General features: G+C 40.7%; 16 protein-coding genes, 9 tRNA genes and 1 pseudogene. 13 read left to right on the forward strand and 13 right to left on the reverse strand.

Annotated elements, in window-relative coordinates; genetic code table 11:
* Positions 1 to 6 precede the first annotated feature (6 nt).
* Complete coding sequence (locus AAC855_RS01260; RefSeq protein WP_340607844.1) at positions 7 to 678, forward strand: L-fuculose-phosphate aldolase; 672 nt, start codon at positions 7 to 9, stop codon at positions 676 to 678.
* 162 nt (positions 679 to 840) lie between these two features.
* Here the strand turns inward: AAC855_RS01260 and AAC855_RS01265 are convergent.
* From AAC855_RS01265 to AAC855_RS01295, 7 genes are all read right to left on the reverse strand, one after another.
* Positions 841 to 916: transfer RNA gene (locus AAC855_RS01265), tRNA-Val, on the reverse strand.
* A gap of 18 nt (positions 917 to 934) precedes the next feature.
* Positions 935 to 1,010, reverse strand: a tRNA-Lys gene (locus tag AAC855_RS01270).
* Positions 1,011 to 1,040: 30 nt separating this feature from the next.
* Positions 1,041 to 1,116, reverse strand: a tRNA-Lys gene (locus tag AAC855_RS01275).
* Between the two features lie 30 nt (positions 1,117 to 1,146).
* A tRNA-Lys gene (locus tag AAC855_RS01280) sits at positions 1,147 to 1,222 on the reverse strand.
* 42 nt (positions 1,223 to 1,264) lie between these two features.
* A tRNA-Val gene (locus AAC855_RS01285) sits at positions 1,265 to 1,340 on the reverse strand.
* An 81-nt stretch (positions 1,341 to 1,421) separates the two neighbouring features.
* Positions 1,422 to 1,497, reverse strand: a tRNA-Val gene (locus AAC855_RS01290).
* A 58-nt stretch (positions 1,498 to 1,555) separates the two neighbouring features.
* Positions 1,556 to 1,631 (reverse strand) — tRNA-Val (locus tag AAC855_RS01295).
* A gap of 281 nt (positions 1,632 to 1,912) precedes the next feature.
* On the opposite strand from AAC855_RS01295, the gene gltX reads away from it, so the two are divergent.
* The 3 genes from gltX (at position 1,913) to AAC855_RS01310 (ending at position 3,769) form a co-directional block, all read left to right on the forward strand.
* Entirely contained in the window at positions 1,913 to 3,328 is a 1,416-nt protein-coding gene (gene gltX / locus AAC855_RS01300; protein ID WP_340607845.1) for a glutamate--tRNA ligase, read from the forward strand.
* A 258-nt stretch (positions 3,329 to 3,586) separates the two neighbouring features.
* Positions 3,587 to 3,662: transfer RNA gene (locus tag AAC855_RS01305), tRNA-Ala, on the forward strand.
* Between the two features lie 31 nt (positions 3,663 to 3,693).
* Positions 3,694 to 3,769 (forward strand) — tRNA-Ala (locus tag AAC855_RS01310).
* A gap of 105 nt (positions 3,770 to 3,874) precedes the next feature.
* On the opposite strand, the gene AAC855_RS01315 is transcribed toward AAC855_RS01310, so the two are convergent.
* A complete protein-coding gene (locus tag AAC855_RS01315; RefSeq protein WP_340607846.1) occupies positions 3,875 to 4,555 on the reverse strand; it encodes a hypothetical protein in 681 nt (226 codons plus the stop codon).
* Between the two features lie 520 nt (positions 4,556 to 5,075).
* Between AAC855_RS01315 and AAC855_RS01320 the strand changes: the two genes are divergently transcribed.
* Together AAC855_RS01320 and AAC855_RS01325 are read left to right on the forward strand one after the other, a co-directional pair.
* Positions 5,076 to 6,431 (forward strand): MATE family efflux transporter, encoded by a 1,356-nt coding sequence (locus AAC855_RS01320; protein ID WP_340607847.1) that lies wholly within the window; start codon positions 5,076 to 5,078, stop codon positions 6,429 to 6,431.
* 78 nt (positions 6,432 to 6,509) lie between these two features.
* Entirely contained in the window at positions 6,510 to 6,887 is a 378-nt protein-coding gene (locus AAC855_RS01325) for a VOC family protein (protein WP_340607848.1), read from the forward strand.
* Here the strand turns inward: AAC855_RS01325 and AAC855_RS01330 are convergent, their stop codons facing one another.
* From AAC855_RS01330 to AAC855_RS01345, 4 genes and pseudogenes are all read right to left on the reverse strand, one after another.
* Entirely contained in the window at positions 6,888 to 7,103 is a 216-nt protein-coding gene (locus tag AAC855_RS01330) for a DUF3820 family protein (protein WP_099125421.1), read from the reverse strand. It lies immediately after the preceding gene.
* 81 nt (positions 7,104 to 7,184) lie between these two features.
* Positions 7,185 to 8,375: a NupC/NupG family nucleoside CNT transporter gene (locus AAC855_RS01335; RefSeq protein WP_340607849.1), complete on the reverse strand. Its 1,191-nt coding sequence runs from the start codon at positions 8,373 to 8,375 to the stop codon at positions 7,185 to 7,187.
* 224 nt (positions 8,376 to 8,599) lie between these two features.
* Positions 8,600 to 10,633 carry an NAD-dependent DNA ligase LigA gene (gene ligA, locus AAC855_RS01340; protein WP_340607850.1) on the reverse strand — a complete coding sequence of 678 codons (2,034 nt, stop codon included), beginning with the start codon at positions 10,631 to 10,633 and terminating at the stop codon, positions 8,600 to 8,602.
* 87 nt (positions 10,634 to 10,720) lie between these two features.
* Positions 10,721 to 11,649, reverse strand: a pseudogene (locus AAC855_RS01345) (phage integrase).
* Between the two features lie 385 nt (positions 11,650 to 12,034).
* Here AAC855_RS01345 and AAC855_RS01350 point away from each other — a divergent pair.
* Positions 12,035 to 12,196, forward strand: a complete 162-nt coding sequence (locus AAC855_RS01350; RefSeq protein ID WP_340607851.1) for a hypothetical protein — start codon at positions 12,035 to 12,037, stop codon at positions 12,194 to 12,196.
* A gap of 848 nt (positions 12,197 to 13,044) precedes the next feature.
* On the forward strand, positions 13,045 to 13,350 hold the full coding sequence (locus AAC855_RS01355) for a type II toxin-antitoxin system RelE/ParE family toxin (protein ID WP_340607852.1): 306 nt from the start codon (positions 13,045 to 13,047) through the stop codon (positions 13,348 to 13,350).
* 217 nt (positions 13,351 to 13,567) lie between these two features.
* On the opposite strand, the gene zipA is transcribed toward AAC855_RS01355, so the two are convergent.
* Positions 13,568 to 14,491, reverse strand: a complete 924-nt coding sequence (gene zipA, locus AAC855_RS01360; protein ID WP_340607853.1) for a cell division protein ZipA — start codon at positions 14,489 to 14,491, stop codon at positions 13,568 to 13,570.
* A 220-nt stretch (positions 14,492 to 14,711) separates the two neighbouring features.
* Here zipA and cysZ point away from each other — a divergent pair, with 220 nt between their 5' ends.
* The 5 genes from cysZ (at position 14,712) to crr (ending at position 19,825) form a co-directional block, all read left to right on the forward strand.
* Positions 14,712 to 15,479, forward strand: coding sequence for a sulfate transporter CysZ (gene cysZ / locus AAC855_RS01365; protein WP_340607854.1), 768 nt, complete (start codon positions 14,712 to 14,714; stop codon positions 15,477 to 15,479).
* Positions 15,480 to 15,587: 108 nt separating this feature from the next.
* Positions 15,588 to 16,541 (forward strand): cysteine synthase A, encoded by a 954-nt coding sequence (gene cysK / locus AAC855_RS01370; RefSeq protein ID WP_340607855.1) that lies wholly within the window; start codon positions 15,588 to 15,590, stop codon positions 16,539 to 16,541.
* Between the two features lie 462 nt (positions 16,542 to 17,003).
* Positions 17,004 to 17,261: a phosphocarrier protein Hpr gene (gene ptsH / locus AAC855_RS01375; protein WP_038262654.1), complete on the forward strand. Its 258-nt coding sequence runs from the start codon at positions 17,004 to 17,006 to the stop codon at positions 17,259 to 17,261.
* A gap of 261 nt (positions 17,262 to 17,522) precedes the next feature.
* Entirely contained in the window at positions 17,523 to 19,250 is a 1,728-nt protein-coding gene (gene ptsI / locus AAC855_RS01380) for a phosphoenolpyruvate-protein phosphotransferase PtsI (protein ID WP_340607856.1), read from the forward strand.
* Positions 19,251 to 19,315: 65 nt separating this feature from the next.
* Positions 19,316 to 19,825 (forward strand): PTS glucose transporter subunit IIA, encoded by a 510-nt coding sequence (gene crr, locus AAC855_RS01385; RefSeq protein WP_099110538.1) that lies wholly within the window; start codon positions 19,316 to 19,318, stop codon positions 19,823 to 19,825.
* The last annotated feature ends 31 nt before the right edge of the window (positions 19,826 to 19,856 follow it).

Here is a 19,856-nt window from a genome sequence, read left to right on the forward strand (position 1 = left end):
ATTTTTATGACCGTAAGTAGAGAACATATTGCTCAAGCCATTATCGACACTTGTCTTAAGATGAATGCGTTGGGTTTAAATCAAGGCACATCTGGTAATATTAGTGCCCGTTATCAGGATGGATTTCTTATTACCCCCAGTGGGGTACCCTATGAAAAATTGACTCCGGATCAAATTGTCTACATTAATTATTCGGGAGAAGCAGAACCCGATAAAATCCCCTCAAGCGAATGGCACTTCCATCTTTCCTGCTATGAAGCACGTCCTGAGTTAAATGCTGTTGTACATAATCATGCCGTCAATGCAACTGCCGTTTCAATTCTCAATCATAGCATCCCGGCTGTTCATTATATGGTAGCAGTGACAGGAACGGATCATGTGCCCTGTATTCCCTACTCAACCTTCGGGACACAAGAACTGGCAGAAAGCGTCAAAACAGGAATTAGGCACAGCAAAGCACTGTTAATGCAGCATCACGGTATGATTGCGATGGAAGTCAGTCTGGAAAAAGCATTATGGCTGGCCAATGAAATAGAGATATTGGCACAACTCTATTTGAAAATACTCCCCGTGATCGGAAACCCTGTAGAAAATATTGCAGAACGGATCCCTGTACTCTCACCCGAAGAAATGCAAAAAGTATTGATCAAGTTCAAAAGTTACGGATTGAAAGCGTAATAAAAGATTAAAAAACAGCATGCTTTGATTTCACTTAAAGATATGCTGTTTTATTTGCATAACGAATTTATTGGTAAGGCAGGAAATTTTGGAAAAAAATTTGAATATAAACCGGACTGGCTTTGATATTTTCTGAGAGGCTATTAGGGGATTTATATGAAGTGGTGGGCGATACCAGATTCGAACTGATGACCCCCTCCTTGTAAGGGAGATGCTCTACCAACTGAGCTAATCGCCCACTTCATGGCTACCTAAATGGTGGGTCGTGCAGGATTCGAACCTGCGACCAATTGATTAAAAGTCAACTGCTCTACCGACTGAGCTAACGACCCAACTAGGTAATTCTGATTTTTATATCTAAATGGTGGGTCGTGCAGGATTCGAACCTGCGACCAATTGATTAAAAGTCAACTGCTCTACCGACTGAGCTAACGACCCAATTAGATAATTTTGATTTTGATATTTAGATGGTGGGTCGTGCAGGATTCGAACCTGCGACCAATTGATTAAAAGTCAACTGCTCTACCGACTGAGCTAACGACCCATCTAAAATATCAGTGTGATACTGCGGAACAATCTAATGAAGTGGTGGGCGATACCAGATTCGAACTGATGACCCCCTCCTTGTAAGGGAGATGCTCTACCAACTGAGCTAATCGCCCACTTCATGCTGACTATTACTGCATGATGACTATTACTGAATGACTATCTGTAACGACATCGATATATCACTGATTTATGATTGGTGGGCGATACCAGATTCGAACTGATGACCCCCTCCTTGTAAGGGAGATGCTCTACCAACTGAGCTAATCGCCCAATCATAAAATCATTTTTTATCACTACGGTCTTACCGCTTTCAGTTTATCACTGAGAGTGGTGGGCGATACCAGATTCGAACTGATGACCCCCTCCTTGTAAGGGAGATGCTCTACCAACTGAGCTAATCGCCCCGTCGTGATGGAGTCGCATTATAGGGATAGTTCGAGGTGAGTCAACGGTTTTTATTGCTAAAATTTCCGTTCGTCGCAAAATTACACAGAATGAAACAATTATAATCACATAAGGTTATCATTTGGACAATGTATTTTGGTTTTTCTCAATAACCTACCATCAACGCCATTGAGGAATTGAAGTCCAGTGATAAAATGCACCCCACTATTGTTATTTTAATTGTTACTTCAATCATCCAAAACGTTCTCTAACAAGTAGAACGTCATTAAGGCAACTCCTGATGAGTAAAATAAAAACCCGTTTTGCGCCAAGTCCTACTGGCTACCTTCACGTTGGTGGCGCACGCACCGCCCTTTATTCCTGGCTATACAGTCGCCATAACAAAGGTGAATTCGTTCTGCGCATTGAAGACACTGACCTGGAGCGCTCAACTCAGGAAGCCATTGATGCGATTATGGACGGAATGAACTGGTTAAACCTGAATTGGGATGAAGGCCCTTATTATCAGACTAAACGTTTTGATCGCTACAACCAGGTTATTGATGAAATGCTGGTCAATGGTACAGCTTATCGTTGTTACTGTTCCAAAGAACATCTGGAGCAATTGCGTGAAACTCAGATGGCAAATGGTGAAAAACCTCGTTATGACGGTCGTTGCCGTGATAGTGAGTGCCAGCATAGCCATGATGAACCTCATGTTGTACGTTTCCGCAATCCACAGGAAGGTTCTGTTATTTTTAATGACAGCATCCGTGGCCCGATTGAATTCAGCAATCAGGAACTGGACGATTTGATCATCCGCCGTACTGATGGTTCACCAACTTATAACTTCTGTGTGGTTATTGATGACTGGGATATGGAAATTACTCACGTTATTCGTGGTGAAGACCATATCAACAACACACCACGTCAGATTAACATTCTGAAAGCGCTCAACGCACCAGTCCCGGAATATGCGCATGTTTCTATGATCCTCGGTGACGATGGTAAGAAACTGTCCAAACGCCATGGTGCAGTCAGCGTAATGCAATATCGCGATGATGGTTACTTGCCAGAAGCATTGCTGAACTATCTGGTACGTTTGGGGTGGTCACACGGTGATCAAGAAATTTTTACAGTTGAAGAAATGACTGAGCTGTTCAGCCTTGATGCTATCAGTAAATCAGCCAGTGCTTTCAATACTGAAAAATTGCTTTGGCTGAACCATCATTACATCAATACCCTGCCAGCAGAAGAAGTTGCCGTTCATTTGGCATGGCATATTGAACAGCAAGGTATTGATACCCGCACAGGTCCAGAGTTAGTGGATCTGATCAAACTGCTGGGTGAGCGTTGCAAAACATTAAAAGAAATGGCCAGCGCTGGTCGTTACTTCTATGAAGAGTTTGCTGAATTTGATGCTGATGCTGCGAAAAAACATCTGCGTCCGGTTGCCCGTCAGCCATTAGAAGTTGTACGCACGAAACTAGCAGCCATTACCGAATGGACACCTGAAAATATTCATCACGCGATTCAGGCAACAGCTGACGAACTGGAAGTAGGAATGGGTAAAGTCGGCATGCCACTGCGCGTTGCTGTTACTGGTGCAGGCCAATCACCAAGTGTTGATGTGACCATTCACGCCATCAATCAGGCTCGTTCACTGGCTCGTATTGATAAAGCACTGGCTTATATTGCACAGCGTGAAGCGCAATAATCAAAACGCTAAATTAACTATAACAAGTTGATATACACAATGGATCTCGAGTTACATCACAGCGGCAAGTAAACGCATCCCCAGTCACATAGATAACTATGTGACTGGGGTACATGAACGCAGCCAACGAAGGGCAACTTGAAATACAGCGGGTATATTGATGGCTTTTTCAGCGCTTATACATAGAATACTAATGAATTCGTTGACAGAATTCTCTGGGTTTCATATGATGCGCTCCGTTCCACAGGATTTTGATTTGGGGCTATAGCTCAGCTGGGAGAGCGCTTGCATGGCATGCAAGAGGTCAGCGGTTCGATCCCGCTTAGCTCCACCAAAAATATCTTGATTCGGAACGCCACATTTGTGGGGCTATAGCTCAGCTGGGAGAGCGCTTGCATGGCATGCAAGAGGTCAGCGGTTCGATCCCGCTTAGCTCCACCAAAATTCTGAATCCCTGAAGGCGCAAGTCTTCAGGGATTTTTTCTTATTATCATGTATAACTAAATCGCCCTGCTTTTCTTTTTATGCTCAGGTAATTTAAAAGCATCAAATCAGTGTAATGCTTTTTATTTTTAAGCTGAATTTCCCGTCTTCATAGTTTGAATCGACATCCACTTTGTTATAGAGACCATTATCACAGTGATTTCCATTCCCTGTGTTGCCGCCATTATTGGGATCAGTTCCAGATGCAGAATCATCTTCAAAGATAACATTTAGACTCTTAGAATACGCATAATTTGCAGCTATGTCCAAAGCTATATAATAGAGCCCAAGCTTTTTATTAAATGGTATTTTTTCATATGATAACTGAAAATTATAACCAGCAGAGTTAACTTCCCCTATAATTGTTGATTCCAGTGTAATACTATTATTATTTTCATCTTTAATTAAAAATATAATAACATTGTTTGGACGAGAATTTAGATAGTTAGGAATATATACTCTAAACTTTTTATCTTCTTTTTCTTTTTTAAGAATCCTTCCAGCTAAGTTAATAAGATTAATTATCATCGATAAGTTTCCAGTCCTCTTCTTTTTTACAACTATATTCTTATTTGTAACATCTATTGTGATACTTTTAATAGACTTAACCTGTGGTGATTTCACTGTTACGACTAGATATATATGTTGCTCCACAATAACATCAGTACCATCAGGTATAGATACAGTAATAGATGGTGATTCTTCTTTTTTCTCAGGTAAAACCATATTATTATCAATATTCATATTACCACTTTAAAATTATTTAGTATAAACCCAATAAAATAAAAAATTCCATATCATCTTCAATGTAAAGAAAAATCATAAAACATATTAAAAAAACATAAATTATTTTGATAATGAAAAATAGTTATCACCTGAAAATACAATCACAAAAGTTAAAATACTACCCTTACAACAAAAACCTGTCTGTCATTAACATAGAATAAAATAATTAACCCCCTACATATCAAATGGTTAATAGAATACCTAAAGTAGCCGTACTCTCAAAACCTAATGAAAGTGACATTTTACGAATAAAGTGTTAGCAATATGTTGCATTAATTTTTATTTGATGATTATAATTAGTTTTAGTTCTAATTAAACTAAAAAATTTCAGTCCTAATAACACATTCTACTCTTCATCTATGCTACTCAGTAATAAGCTGCTTAAAAAATAAAATACTGTAGCTACTTCTATAATCATTCTGCTATGTTGAAATTAATACAGGGTAATTGAAAAAATAATATTTTTACAGGGACTATCATGCAAAAAACGGCCTTATTGAACGATATCAAGTATCTTTTTTTACTATCAACACCGATCATAGTAACGCAGCTTACCAGAATAGCAATGAGCGCCGTGGATGTTATCGTATCAGGCCACTATTCAACAAATGCGCTTGCTGCCGTATCGCTGGGAAGTAGTATTTGGTTCCCCATTTTTGTATTGGGCTTTGGCGTTATTCTGATGCTATCTGCTGATGTTGCAAAACTTCGGGCAAATAATGATATCGAAGGAATTAAAGAGTGTGTTAATAATTACATATCTGCTGCATTGATTTTATCGCTCCCTATCATTGTCTTCTTGTTATTAGCGGTTCAGCTTTTATCGCTTATTGGGATTGATGAAGATGTTGTACACATCACAAAAGGTTATATTATAGCTATGGCATTTGGTGTACCAGGAGTGATGATATTCAATGTATTTCGCTCTTTGTTACAAGCACTTGAAAACACCAAAGTTGCGATGTATATCTCTATTTTTGCTCTCATAGTCAATATACCTTTAAACTATATTTTCGTTTTTGGTAAATTTGGCGTACCAGAAATGGGGGGAGTAGGAGCCGGGATCACAACTGCGATTATCAACACTCTCAGTGCTATTTTACTGATTATCTATTTTTTGCGAAAAAAAGAATATGAAAAATACAGATTTAGATTATCTCTAAAACTCAACTCAGGATTAAAAAGATTGTTTTTGATCGGTATCCCAAGTGGATTAGCACTCTTTGTTGAAGTGATATTTATTGATGCCATTTCACTTGGCATTGCAACCTTAGGTACCGTATATATTGCAGCCAATAATATTATGATTATCATATCATCCATGATACTAGCTATTGGCGGTGGATTGTCTGCTGTCACAACAGTAAAAATAAGTTACTTGAGTGCTAAGAAAGATTATTCATCAACACTAAGATTTAGTTTACTCTCTTTAATATCTACTACATTGATTACCCTTATACTAGGAATTATGTTTTTTCTTTATGCTGAACATATTATCAGTTTATATACAAAAGATATTCTTGTAATAAAGATAGCTCTCGAAGTAATCGTATTTTTATTCTTCCTCCAATTATTTGACTCTATACACTCCATATTATCAGGCATTTTACGTGGGTTTCATGAGACAAAAATAGTTTTCTATGTTCCTCTCTTCGGTTATTGGTTTATTGGCGTCCCTTTGGCTTTTACATTAGGGTTAACAGACTTGATAACAGAGAAAATGGGCTTGATTGGCTTTTGGTATGGGCTTGTTTTTGGCTTATTAACAAACTGTATCACTCTATCAATCGTATTAGCTCTCAAATTTAAGAGAATACTTAAACATGCATCATAAATTTTCGTATAAATTTATGACCATGTAAAAAAGTTTAACGTTAAGTATCATCTCACTAACCTTTAAAGGTAAATCAATATGTTAGTTAATATTCTCAGTGATGACTTGATAAGCACGAGGGATTTATTTGTTAACTTATTGAAATTTAGTGTTGAATATGAATCCTGCTGGTTCATCTCCATGTCTTCTGAATCAAATGAGCAAGTTTCTGCATTTTTAAAAACAAGTGACTTTATTCCGGAAGCATATCAACAAGCTTGCCAAGGCGTAATTATCACTTTTGTTGTAAAAAATATTGACGCTTATTTTGAAACAGCCAAAACACTTAAGCTGGATATTATAGAACCACCGCGTGACTTACCTTATGGGCAACGGCGCATGTTAATCAAGGATAAAAGTGGTGCATTAATCGATATTTCATCACCGATAGCGCCACTTGATCCAACTTACGGTTAACTAAGATTTCTTCAGTGGCTTTACCAATGAATCCAGCCCTTCAATCTTAATTGCAAGGGTCATTTCCATTAGTGCCCCCAGTTTGCCTTGTGGAAATTCTCCCTTACGGGAAAACCAAAGCAAATATTCTTCAGGAAGGTCAATTAACATTCTTCCTTTATATTTTCCAAATGGCATTACCGTATTAGCGATTTCCAATAGGTTTTCTTTATTCATTCTTTAAGCCTTTTTCTTTATGTAAAAAAAATGGCATCGGTAAGATGCCATTTTCATTCTGAAACACAAGTCACTGTGAATTTAAAAACTCATTACCAGTCCGGTGATGGCTGCGGACAGGAAACTCACCAATGTTGAACCAAACAACAGTTTCAGACCAAAACGTGCAACAGTATTTCCCTGTTTTTCATTCAATCCCTTGATAGCTCCGGCAACAATTCCGATAGAGGAGAAGTTAGCAAAAGAAACCAAAAATACCGACAAAATTCCTTTTGAACGCTCACTCAATTGCCCGACAATTTCCTGTAAACCCTGCATAGCAACAAATTCATTAGAAACCAGCTTAGTCGCCATGATGCTGCCTACTTTCAGTGCTTCATCACTAGGAATACCAATGATCCAGGCAAACGGATAGAAAACATAGCCCAGGCATTCCTGAAAGGTAATCCCAAATATCATGTCAAAGACAGCGTTGATAGCCGCAATCAGAGCAATAAAGCCAATCAACATGGCCGATACGATCAATGCGACTTTGAAACCCGCCAGAATATATTCACCGAGCATTTCAAAGAAGCTTTGCCCTTCATGCAGGTTGCTCATATGAATATCCCCTTCACTTTTAACAGAGTAAGGGTTGATGAGGGACAGAACGATAAAGGTGCTGAACATATTAAGTATCAGAGCTGCAACCACATATTTTGCATCCAACATCGTCATATAGGCACCCACGATGGACATGGATACTGTAGACATTGCGGTTGCAGCCATGGTGTACATCCGGCGTTCAGACATTTTGTCCAATACATCTTTATAAGCGATGAAATTCTCTGACTGGCCCAGAATCAATGAACTGACTGCATTGAAAGATTCCAGTTTCCCCATACCATTCACTTTGGAGAGCACTGTACCAATAACACGGATCACAATCGGCAGAATTTTAACGTGTTGCAGGATACCAATCAGGGCGGAAATAAAGATGATAGGACAAAGCACGTTCAGGAAGAAAAACGCCAGTTTTGCGTCAATCATGCCACCGAAAATAAAGTTAGTACCTTCTGCGGCATAAGACAGCAAGTGAACAAACAGGTTATCAAACCCTTTGACGATCCCTAATCCGGCATTCGAATTCAGGAAAAACCACGCCAGAACAAGTTCAATAACAAGTAACTGAATAATATACCGGACCCTTATATCCTTCCGGTTATTACTCGCCAAAATCGCCAGGCCACCAATGACCAATAAAGCGAGGACAAAATGAAAAATATGAGACATAAAAAGAACTCCAAATCTGACGAGGTGCAAATTTATAACCGTATTTCGTCATACGCGATAATAAATTGTGATAATTATCACACCAATTTATTATGTGAGAGGCAACAAAACCTAAATTTAGCAAACCGGATCACACTTTTAGCCAGAATATGGCTATCATGTATGCAAAGTATAGGCGCTACCGAAATCTCAAATAGCGCCTTTCTAAAGATTACGTCCCTACTTTACTCACCTAAAAGACGAAGCATTTCGTCTTCATCAATTACAGCTATCCCCAACTCTGTGGCTTTCGCTAATTTGGAACCCGCCGCTTCACCCGCAATCACCAGATCGGTTTTTTTGGAAACACTGCCTGTAACTTTAGCTCCCAAAGCAGCCAATTTATCTTTAGCCTCATCCCGGGATAAGCGGCTTAGTGATCCGGTTAACACCACGGTTTTACCCGCAAATGGGCTATCAATATCTGCGGATTGCGGTACTTCTAATGATTCCCAATGGATACCAATATTATTGACCAGATCATCAATAACGGCCTGATTATGTGGTTCATTAAAGAAGTTAACCACATGACTGGCAACAACTTCTCCCACATCCTGAACAGCAATCAGAGTTTGCGTATCTGCTACGCGCAATTTTTCCAGTGTACCGAAGTGGGCAACTAAGTTAGCAGCTGTCGCTTCTCCAACTTCACGAATTCCCAGTGAATAAATGAAACGGGCAAAGGTTGTTTTCTTAGATTTCTCCAGCGCATTCACTACGTTCTGAGCGGATTTCGGCCCCATACGCTCAAGACCCGTTAATTTCCCTGCGGTAAGACGGAAAAGATCAGCCGGAGTTTTGACATATTCCTTATCAACCAACTGCTCAATAATTTTCTCTCCCATTCCATCCACATCCATTGCACGGCGGGAAACAAAATGCCTTAATGCTTCTTTACGCTGTGCGCCACAGAATAATCCACCGGTACAACGTGCTACCGCTTCTCCTTCAACACGTTCAATATCAGAACCACAAACAGGGCAATGTTTCGGGAAAACAACTTCCTGACTCTCTGTGGGTCTTTTTTCCTGAATGACGCCGACAACCTGCGGAATAACGTCACCTGCACGGCGGATAACTACTGTATCGCCTATACGTAGTCCCAGACGCTCAATTTCATCTGCATTATGCAAAGTGGCATTACTGACGATGACACCTGCAACCTGTACCGGCTCCAGACGTGCAACCGGCGTAATAGCGCCTGTACGCCCTACCTGAAATTCAACATCCCGTACGATGGTTATTTGTTCTTGTGCCGGAAACTTAAATGCCGTCGCCCAGCGAGGTGCTCTGGCTACAAATCCTAATACTTCCTGCAATTCAAGGGAGTCAACTTTGATAACAACGCCATCAATATCAAAACCCAACTCAGGGCGCTGTTGTTCTATCTCACGATAAAAATCCAATACCTGCTGGGTTCCCTGACATAATTTCACTTTGTCACTGACCGGAAGCCCCCACTGCCTGAATTGCATCAGACGACCGTAATGGCTTGCTGGCAGATTTCCGTTTTCAGAATCTCCGCCTTCAATAACGCCAACACCATAACAATAAAAAGTCAGTGGACGTTTAGCTGTAATCCGAGGATCAAGTTGGCGCAATGATCCGGCAGCGGCATTACGGGGATTGGCAAATACTTTATTACCTGTCCGACGGGCTTCTTCGTTGAGTTTTTCAAAACCAGCCTGCTTCATAAAGACTTCACCGCGGATCTCAACACGGGCTGGAATATTGTCTCCTTTCAAACGTAGAGGAATTGCCCGGATCGTACGAACATTAGCAGTTATATTTTCTCCCGTAGTACCATCGCCACGGGTAGCTGCCTGCACTAACTCGCCGTTTTCATACAACAAGCTAACCGCCAGACCATCAAGTTTGAGTTCACAGCAAAATACCAGTTCACGACTGTCTTTCAGGCGGTCACGAACACGTTTATCAAACGCTAGATAGCTTTCTTGATCAAATACGTTATCCAAAGATAGCATCGGGATTTCATGACGTACCTGCTCAAATGCAGTTAGTGGCGCTGCTCCGACCCGTTGGGTAGGTGAATCCGCGGTAATGAGTTCCGGGTGCTGTTCTTCCAGTGATTTTAGTTCCCGCATTAAGCGATCATATTCCGCATCCGGGATCTCTGGTGCATCCATAACATGGTATAAATACTCATGATGACGCAATGTTGTTCTTAGTTCGTTGATTTTTTGAATAATATTTTTCATGAATTCTCACCAGAGATGAAAAGCCCCCGTGACTGAACGGGGATAAAGCAGTCCTTTATACAAGGGCTGATCTTATGTTTCAATAGATTATGAATCTATCGGGGTGCTATTGATGCCCATGTTTCCCCGATAATGTGGATGGAATGTATATACATCCCTTAGTGGATTAAACTTAATAGCATCCAATAGATAATCCGGAGCAAAATGCGCATAGGTCATAGTTTGCTGAATGCTGGCATGCCCCATTATCTTCTGTAATATTAATATATTTCCTCCATTCATCATAAAATGAGCAGCAAAAGTGTGCCGCAAAACATGCACTGCCTGACCAACAGGTAGGTCTGGTTTTATCTCTTTCAGCATCTTTCTGTAAGATTGATAATTAACATCAAATAAGAGACCTGACTGTTTAGTCTTAACGGCCTCCATTACCTCATCAGAAATAGGGAGGGTTCTGTGTTTTCCATTTTTTGTTTCAGTAAATGTAACACGATTATGCAACATGTTTTCCGCCTTTAGCTTAGTAACCTCTCCCCATCTTGCGCCAGTGTTCAAACATAGAATCGTTAAACGCCAAGCATCATCAGTAATAGAATTCAATAATGCAGCAATCTCTGATTCAGTAAGGTAAGACATCTCCGGCGTTTTTTCCTTGAGCGGTTTCATGCCCTTGATTGGATGAGTTCCTTTATATTCCTTTATCTCAATCAGAATAGTAAAAATACCGCCAAGCATTGTCATATCTCTATTGACTGTTGATGCTTTTATGCCTTTTTATACCCCAGATTAAGTTACGCCCCTCATATTTCCACCAAATATCAAAAAGCTCAGATAACTTTCTGTAATCCTTTTCTATTGGTATCCAGTCTTGATTATCAGCATTAGCTAAGATGTTTCGTTCGAATGCAACTGCATCCGCCTTTTTGTTAAATATGCGCTGGACTCGTCTTCCCGATCTGCCCTGCGGTCTTAACATCCACTTTATAACGTCCACCTTCAAGTGCTTTAATTGCCATGATTGCGCCCTCCAGTTAGGCGAGGTATTTCTCTATCTGTACAAAAAACATAGTCTTGATAAATAGTTAGCCAATCTTTGTCTCTTAAAACGACAATATTATTTTCGCATGCCCACTGTGTGCGATAGCCGGCGGAATCTGACCAGCTTCAGGGGCAATCTTTCCGGTGACAAATCATGTTGTATATTTTTCTACTTTCTTCTGGTTAAGTATTGAGCTAAGAGAAAACCGGTCGTGCTGCCAATAGTTAGATACGTATTTTTTGAAGAGGAACATGAGTTCGTAATTCACTAATTCATTTGAGTTTGTTATCTTTTGAAAGCCATAGAGCATATGTCAATCTAACTATTGGAGTCATGACCGGTCGGGACGTGATCCCTATGACGTGGTTGAATACCTCACGCTGCTTATTCGTAAAGACGATATGGAATTACGTCAGGCAATAGAAACACTGGCAGCACAGCAATGTCCAAAATGTGGTGATGCACTTCCGGTGACAAAATGCTGCCTGTCTGGTGATTCAGCCTGTTGGGCTACGCTGGGCTAACATGAAGTCAAATTGTGAGGATGTGACATGTCACGACACTGTTACCTCTATCCTGCATTGATGGGAAGGATCGGAGTAATAAATTAAAACCCTCGCCAATGACTGGGCGTCCAATACTGCTTAATGCGTCTGACAGCATCTGTTATATCTCTAGATTGTATCTGATTGAACGCAAGATCGTGCCATAAGTTGTTTTGAAATAAGAGTAAAACTCTGTTTACAGGGGGGGTAGGGGGTGCATGATACTCAGTGAAATGATAAGTGAGTGTTGTTAAATGACAATTATTATCATAAGTTAATAATAAATAAGCGTCGTTTTGTTGTAACGTATCTTCGAGAGATATAGCGTTCATATTGGGAGTCCTGCTTCTGTACCACACTGCGAAATGTCTACTTTCAGATGCAATAAAATCAGTAACATATTCATTGGATGTAGGTAATTGAACCATAAAACCTCCTGCAAATTATCATGACATATCCGCTAAGTCGTTTCCGTTTTCGGATAAAAACCCAGTGATATTCTCTTGCATAAAATCTGCCATTCCCAGCCAAAATACACAAGATCAAATTAAGATTTCATATCCCGTAAAGCACCAGCGCTGGCGCGCTTCAAACGATCTCAGGTCATGACTCCAATAGTTAGATTGGCATATACTCTATGGCTTTCAAAAGATAGCAAACTGCAAATGAAGAACGTGAATATCAAAAAAATACCCATGCTCACTGGTTAGAGGCGGAAATTGAAAAAGCGATTGACCAATGTGAAAACGGCTCGGCTCATTTTATTGATGAGGCTGAAAGCCAGCGCCGGATGGCTCTACTGCGTACTAAGCTGAGCAGGGGATAAGGTGATCAGTATTTTATGGGAAGAAAGCGCACAAACTAACCGAGAGCAAATTTATCTCTACTTCTTTGAGCAAGCTTGGCTGTTATTGGCTGATGAGGTTGACGCAAAGTTCGTGGAAATGGCTGAGCTTCTGAAAGTGACCCCATATGCAAGCATAAAGGCGCGTAACAATCCGGATGAACGTTATAGAAAACTCGTTATCCCACATTTTCCCTTCATTATGCTCTACCGTTACGATGAGGATAGGGAAACGATAAAGGTTCTCAGAATATTGCATACCGCCAGAAGAATAGCCGGGCCTTTCTGAGGAAAGCGCGTGGCATTTCATCTGTGATTGAGAAAGTCAAAAAGGAAACGTGACGTGAATTATATGAAGCCCCTCAAAGTACGAAGGGTTTTTGCTAAAGATTTCAGTCATAAAGTGGATGAAATGTGGATACCTCATTATAAAATCCATTTATAATCAAAGCATTACATCATTAAAAACCCCCGACTGAGCGGGGGCTTAATACTAAAAAGAAAATTTATTCCTGAGCACTGAGTGTATTGCGAATACGTGCCTTATAATTCTCAATCATTTGCGGTGTTAATATCTTACGCTCCGCATCTAACACCACTCCTCCTACATCAGAAGCAATACGCTGTGCTGCCTGCAACATCAGTTTAAAATTCTGATTAGAATCACCATATGAAGGAACGAGCATAAACATGGAGATCCCCGGAGTGCTGAAATCAGTCATATGTTCTGGATCAAATGACCCCGGCTTAACCATATTAGCCAGACTGAACAGTACTGCACCACTACCCGATGGGTTAAGGTGGCGGTGGAAAATATTCATATCCCCAAAACGGAAACCGGACTGTAAAATGCTCTGAAGCAATACTTCGCCATTCAGCTCCTGACCATGATGGGCTGCTACATGCAGTACCAATACAGTCTCTTTTTTAGCCTGTTCAGCTTCAGCTTCAGCTTTTGCGGCATTTTCCAATTCAGACTGCTCGCTGACAGCCTCCGTTTCCATACCTTCCGCACTATTTTGCTCAGCAGATTCAAACAGGCCAAGCTGCGATTCTTTCTGGCTTTCATCAATGGCTTTTTCTTTTGCCATTGCTGCTTCAGGTTGTTGTTTTGAGAGTAAAGGATCAATTCCATTATCCGATGTTACTTCTGACAAATCAGGTGCATTACGCTCAATAACCGGCTCTTCACGCTGTTCACGGCGAAGTTTCGCTGATTTATGAACAGGTGAATTTGACGAATTATTAAACAGCTCATCGCCATCATTATCCTCTGACTCTTTCTCACGCTCCTGCTTACGACGTTTCACTGGGCGATCACGAAAGAGTGACGAACGCTCTTTACGGCTGGTCCACAACCCATGTAATAGCAAAGCTATTATGGCTATCGCACCAACAACGATTAATATCAGACGCAAATCCTGCATCATTGCTATCTCTGTTGTTTAAATTAATTGCCACCACGGCTGAATATTCTTTAGATAAGAGTATTTGCCAAATAGCACAAGTGCAAGCCTCTGCTTACTTTTCTTATCATAAAGAGAGATATCCCCTGTTTTTTCGAGTGTTTTTTACACATTAAACCACTGGTCAGTGGAAAATCGAGCCTATATCATACCGTCTCAATCACTCAGGAGAGAATAAGAAAATATGACGAATTCGACAAAATTGCCAAAACAGCTAAGCGGATTTCATTATATTGTACAAGGTTGGCATCTGGTAACCCGCCCGGGCATCAAAAGATTCGTTTTATTGCCTTTACTGGCTAATATCTTATTGATTGGTAGTGCTTTCTGGTGGCTATATCAGAAAATGGATGGTTGGATACAGTGGGCGCTAGATAAAGTACCCGACTGGATGCAATGGCTCAGCTATTTAATATGGCCACTGGCTGTTATTTCTGTTTTGCTTATTTTTACTTATTTTTTCAGCACGCTGGCAAATTTTATTGCATCACCCTTTAACGGATTATTAGCAGAGAAACTGGAAGCGCAATTAACGGGTATTCCGGCACCCGATACAAGTATTTTTGATTTACTGAAAGATGTTCCCCGTGTTCTGAAACGTGAGATAGTCAAAATCTTCTACTATCTTCCTCGCGCTATCGCTCTATTATTATTGTATTTTATTCCGGGTGTCGGCCAGACTGTAGCCCCCGTTCTCTGGTTTATTTTCAGTGCCTGGATGCTGGCTATCCAATATTGCGATTACCCTTTTGATAACCACAAGGTCAGTTTTATAGGTATGCGTAATACCCTGCGACAGGACAAAATTGACAACCTGCAATTTGGAGCAGCAGTGAGTATATTAACGATGATCCCAGTAATCAATTTGTTCATTATGCCTGTTGCCGTTTGTGGCGCTACAGCTATGTGGGTTGATCGTTACCGTGCTCAGCATGCTATCAGAAATCGTTAAATATTCTTTTATATAATAAGAATAGACTGAAACTTTATTTCCATTCATAAGCTGTTCGCGTATGGTTAATTAATCACAACTCATGAGCATCTTAAGGGCAATCGGACAATGAGCAAAATTTATGAAGATAATTCGTTGACCATCGGTCACACTCCACTGGTACGCCTGAAAAATTTCGGAAATGGTCGCATTCTGGCTAAAATAGAGTCCCGTAATCCGAGTTTCAGTGTGAAATGCCGTATCGGTGCCAACATGATTTGGGATGCAGAAAAACGAGGCATTTTGACAAAGGATAAAGAGCTTATCGAGCCGACCAGTGGTAATACGGGAATTGCTCTTGCTTATGTCGCTGCGGCCCGTGGCTATAAATTGACACTAACAATGCCGGAAACCATGAGCTTAGAACGCCGTAAGCTGCTAAAAGCGTTGGGAGCAAAATTAGTGCTGACCGAAGGCGCTAAGGGCATGAAAGGTGCTATTGATAAAGCGAATGAAATCCGTGACAGTGCTCCTGAACGCTATGTTCTGCTACAGCAATTCAGTAACCCGGCAAACCCTGAAATTCACGAAAAAACGACAGGGCCGGAAATTTGGGAAGATACCGATGGGAATGTTGATGTTTTTGTTGCTGGCGTAGGGACCGGAGGCACGATTACCGGTGTTGCTCGCTATCTGAAGAATACACAAGGTAAGCAAGTAAAAATTATTGCTGTCGAGCCTGAAGATTCCCCGGTAATCAGCCAAAAACTGGCAGGCGAGGAACTGAAACCCGGCCCACACAAAATTCAGGGAATTGGGGCAGGTTTTATCCCTGATAACCTGGATTTAACATTAGTTGACCGTGTATTTAAAATCAGTAACGAAGAAGCCATTAAAACAGCTCGAGAAGTGACTGAAAAAGAAGGTATTCTTTCCGGCATTTCTTCAGGCGCCGCGGTTGCGGCAGCGATTAAACTTTCACAGGAAGACGAGTACAAAGATAAGAATATTGTTGTTATTCTGCCTTCTTCTGCTGAACGTTACCTGAGCACCGCACTGTTTGCCGATTTAGCTAGCGATTAGATCTTCACCTCATTCCTTTTTCAACTTTATTGACAAAAAAGCATCTCAAGGGTGCTTTTTTGTGCATCAGATCAAAGTTTAAAACTTTCCTAGATGATTTATTCAGACAGCTTTAGTATTTAACCAGTAATTATTTTGATGCACGAAATTAATCGCAAAACCACCATAAAGAATCTTGTTTGGTTCAACTCATATTGGGTTAGTGTGTATTAACATCCAGTCAACAATGGAGTGGCATCAAATATGTTAATTTTTTGATAATGATTTAGTGCATTTTATACCTATGAATTTCGTGCTGTATTAAGGCTGCAAATGCATAAAGCCGCTAAAAAACGACCTGAAAGATTAAAGGCATATATCATTATTAATTTAACGGTTGTACAAGTCAGGATTAATCCAACTAAACTCGTTTTAGTGTTCTCTTGGCTTACCAACAAAAATTTAAGTTATTGAGGAAATACTATGTTCCAGCAAGAAGTTACTATTACTGCACCAAATGGCCTTCACACTCGTCCTGCTGCACAGTTTGTCAAAGAAGCGAAGGGTTTTTCTTCCGATATTACTCTGACTTCCGGCGGTAAATCAGCTAGTGCGAAAAGTCTGTTTAAATTGCAAACGCTGGGGCTGACTCAAGGAACTGTTGTTACCATCTCTGCTGAAGGTGAAGATGAACAACAAGCTGTTGAACATTTAGTGAAACTGATGGGTGAATTGGAATAATCACCCACTCATACTCAATGAATTTCAAGCGGCATCGCCATGGCAAGGAAGTTAACCTTTAGAGTATAAAGCACCGTATTCTTATAAAAACGGGAACTATAGTTAGCGAAGCCAAAAAATAGCCAATTTGAAAAACAACGAGTATATAAGGCCAGTCTATTTCATCCAGTACCATCCCCGGAATACAAGATCTGGGGATATTTAGAGCCTGCCTCTGAAGGCGCAATGAAATATAATCACCCGCAGTTAAGGTCATATAGTATGATTTCAGGCATCTTAGTATCACCAGGTATTGCTTTCGGTAAGGCATTATTGCTGAAAGAAGACCCCATCATTATCAATCATAAAAAAATCACTCCTGAACAGGTCGAGCAAGAGATTTCCCGCTTTAAACAAGGCCGGGATAAAGCCTCAGCCCAGTTAGAAGTCATCAAAAATACAGCCGAAAAAAATCTGGGTACAGAAAAAGCTGAGATCTTCGAAGGCCACATCATGTTGCTGGAAGATGAGGAACTGGAACAGGAAATTATTACGCTGATAAAGAAAAATCTGGCTACAGCAGATGCCGCCGTTCACTCTGTGATTGAAGATCAGGCCAAAGCACTGGAAGAGCTGGATGATGAATATTTAAAAGAGCGGGCAGCGGATGTTCGTGATATTGGTAAACGGCTGCTGAAAAATATTCTGGGTATGCCAATTATTGACTTAGGCTCCATTGCTGAAGAAGTTATTCTGGTTGCAAATGACCTGACACCTTCAGAAACCGCGCAGCTCAATCTGGATAAAGTTCTGGGGTTCATTACAGATTTAGGTGGCCGGACATCTCACACTTCAATTATGGCGCGTTCTCTGGAACTGCCTGCGATTGTCGGGACAACCAACGCAACAACTCAGATTAAAAATGGCAGCTACCTTATTCTGGATGCTGTTAATAACCATATCTATATAGACCCATCTGACACTGAAATTGAACAACTCAAAAAAATCAAAAACGAATATCTGTCAGAAAAAACCGAATTAGCGAAACTGAAAGATCTGCCAGCCATTACGCTGGATGGTCATCAGGTAGAAGTCTGTGCCAATATCGGTACAGTCCGTGATATTGCAGGCGCAGAACGCAATGGAGCAGAAGGCGTCGGCTTGTACCGTACTGAGTTTCTGTTTATGGATCGCGATTCTCTGCCGACTGAGGAAGAACAGTTTGAGGCCTATAAAGCTGTTGCCGAATCTGTTGGTAATCAGGCCGTAATTATCCGCACTATGGATATCGGTGGTGATAAAGAACTGCCTTACATGAACCTGCCCAAAGAAGAAAACCCATTCCTTGGCTGGCGAGCAATCCGCATTTGTCTGGATCGCAAAGAAATATTACATGCTCAGTTACGTGCTATTCTGCGAGCTTCTGCATTTGGCAAACTTCGCGTCATGTTCCCAATGATTATTTCTGTTGAAGAAATTCGGGAACTGAAAACAGAACTGTTGATGCTTAAGGATCAGCTACGTAATGAAAATAAGGCGTTCGATGAATCGATTGAAGTCGGTATCATGGTAGAAACGCCTGCTGCTGCAACCATTGCTAAACATCTTGCAAAAGAAGTTGACTTTTTTAGTATTGGGACAAACGATCTAACTCAGTATACTCTTGCGGTAGACCGTGGTAATGAGCTGATTTCTCATCTCTATAATCCAATGTCGCCAGCAGTGTTGAACCTGATCAAACAGGTGATTGACGCCTCACACGCAGAGGGTAAATGGACGGGCATGTGCGGTGAGCTGGCTGGAGATGAACGTGCTACACTATTGCTTCTTGGCATGGGATTGGATGAATTCAGTATGAGTGCAATATCCATTCCAGGCATCAAGAAAATCATTCGTAATGCGAATTACGGTGATGCAAAAGCACTAGCAGAACAAGCTTTAACTCAGCCAACTGCACAGGAGTTGATGGAATTGGTTGATACTTTTATCAGAGAAAAAACACTCTGCTAAGTTAATTGACCAAGACAGCGCCTTAGCCGGTACACGGTCCCATTAAAACAATTAGGAGAAGATTTATGGGTCTGCTTGATAAACTGAAATCATTAGTTTCAGATGACAAAAAGAACAGCGGCAGTATTGAAATTATCGCCCCATTATCAGGTGAGATAGTTAATATCGAAGATGTTCCGGATGTTGTTTTTGCGGAAAAAATTGTAGGTGATGGTATCGCTATCAAGCCTACAGGTAATAAAATTGTCTCCCCTGTTGATGGCACCATTGGTAAAATCTTCGAAACTAATCACGCTTTTTCCATCGAATCTGATAACGGGATAGAGCTTTTCGTTCATTTCGGTATTGATACCGTTGAACTGAAAGGTGAAGGCTTTAAACGGATTGCCGAAGAGGGCCAACGGGTACAGAAAGGTGATTTGGTTTTAGAGTTTGATTTAGCGTTTCTGGAAGAAAGAGCTAAGTCAACCTTAACTCCTGTTGTTATCTCTAACATGGACGAAATCAAAGAATTATCTAAAGTCAGTGGATCAGTGGTCGTTGGTGAATCTGTTATCATGCGAATTAAGAAGTAGCTGAATACATCACTGATAATCTGTTGTGGGT

The organism is Xenorhabdus bharatensis, assembly GCF_037996705.1.
GTDB classification, from domain to species: Bacteria; Pseudomonadota; Gammaproteobacteria; order Enterobacterales; family Enterobacteriaceae; genus Xenorhabdus; species Xenorhabdus bharatensis.

Bases quoted from the DNA above. Each gene is read 5' to 3' on its own strand.
- AAC855_RS01260 (WP_340607844.1), top strand. From the start codon at position 7: ATGACCGTAAGTAGAGAACATATTGCTCAAGCCATTATCGACACTTGT.
- gltX (WP_340607845.1), top strand. From the start codon at position 1,913: ATGAGTAAAATAAAAACCCGTTTTGCGCCAAGTCCTACTGGCTACCTT.
- AAC855_RS01315 (WP_340607846.1), bottom strand. From the start codon at position 4,555: ATGAATATTGATAATAATATGGTTTTACCTGAGAAAAAAGAAGAATCA.
- AAC855_RS01320 (WP_340607847.1), top strand. From the start codon at position 5,076: ATGCAAAAAACGGCCTTATTGAACGATATCAAGTATCTTTTTTTACTA.
- AAC855_RS01325 (WP_340607848.1), top strand. From the start codon at position 6,510: ATGTTAGTTAATATTCTCAGTGATGACTTGATAAGCACGAGGGATTTA.
- AAC855_RS01330 (WP_099125421.1), bottom strand. From the start codon at position 7,103: ATGAATAAAGAAAACCTATTGGAAATCGCTAATACGGTAATGCCATTT.
- AAC855_RS01335 (WP_340607849.1), bottom strand. From the start codon at position 8,375: ATGTCTCATATTTTTCATTTTGTCCTCGCTTTATTGGTCATTGGTGGC.
- ligA (WP_340607850.1), bottom strand. From the start codon at position 10,633: ATGAAAAATATTATTCAAAAAATCAACGAACTAAGAACAACATTGCGT.
- zipA (WP_340607853.1), bottom strand. From the start codon at position 14,491: ATGATGCAGGATTTGCGTCTGATATTAATCGTTGTTGGTGCGATAGCC.
- cysZ (WP_340607854.1), top strand. From the start codon at position 14,712: ATGACGAATTCGACAAAATTGCCAAAACAGCTAAGCGGATTTCATTAT.
- cysK (WP_340607855.1), top strand. From the start codon at position 15,588: ATGAGCAAAATTTATGAAGATAATTCGTTGACCATCGGTCACACTCCA.
- ptsH (WP_038262654.1), top strand. From the start codon at position 17,004: ATGTTCCAGCAAGAAGTTACTATTACTGCACCAAATGGCCTTCACACT.
- ptsI (WP_340607856.1), top strand. From the start codon at position 17,523: ATGATTTCAGGCATCTTAGTATCACCAGGTATTGCTTTCGGTAAGGCA.
- crr (WP_099110538.1), top strand. From the start codon at position 19,316: ATGGGTCTGCTTGATAAACTGAAATCATTAGTTTCAGATGACAAAAAG.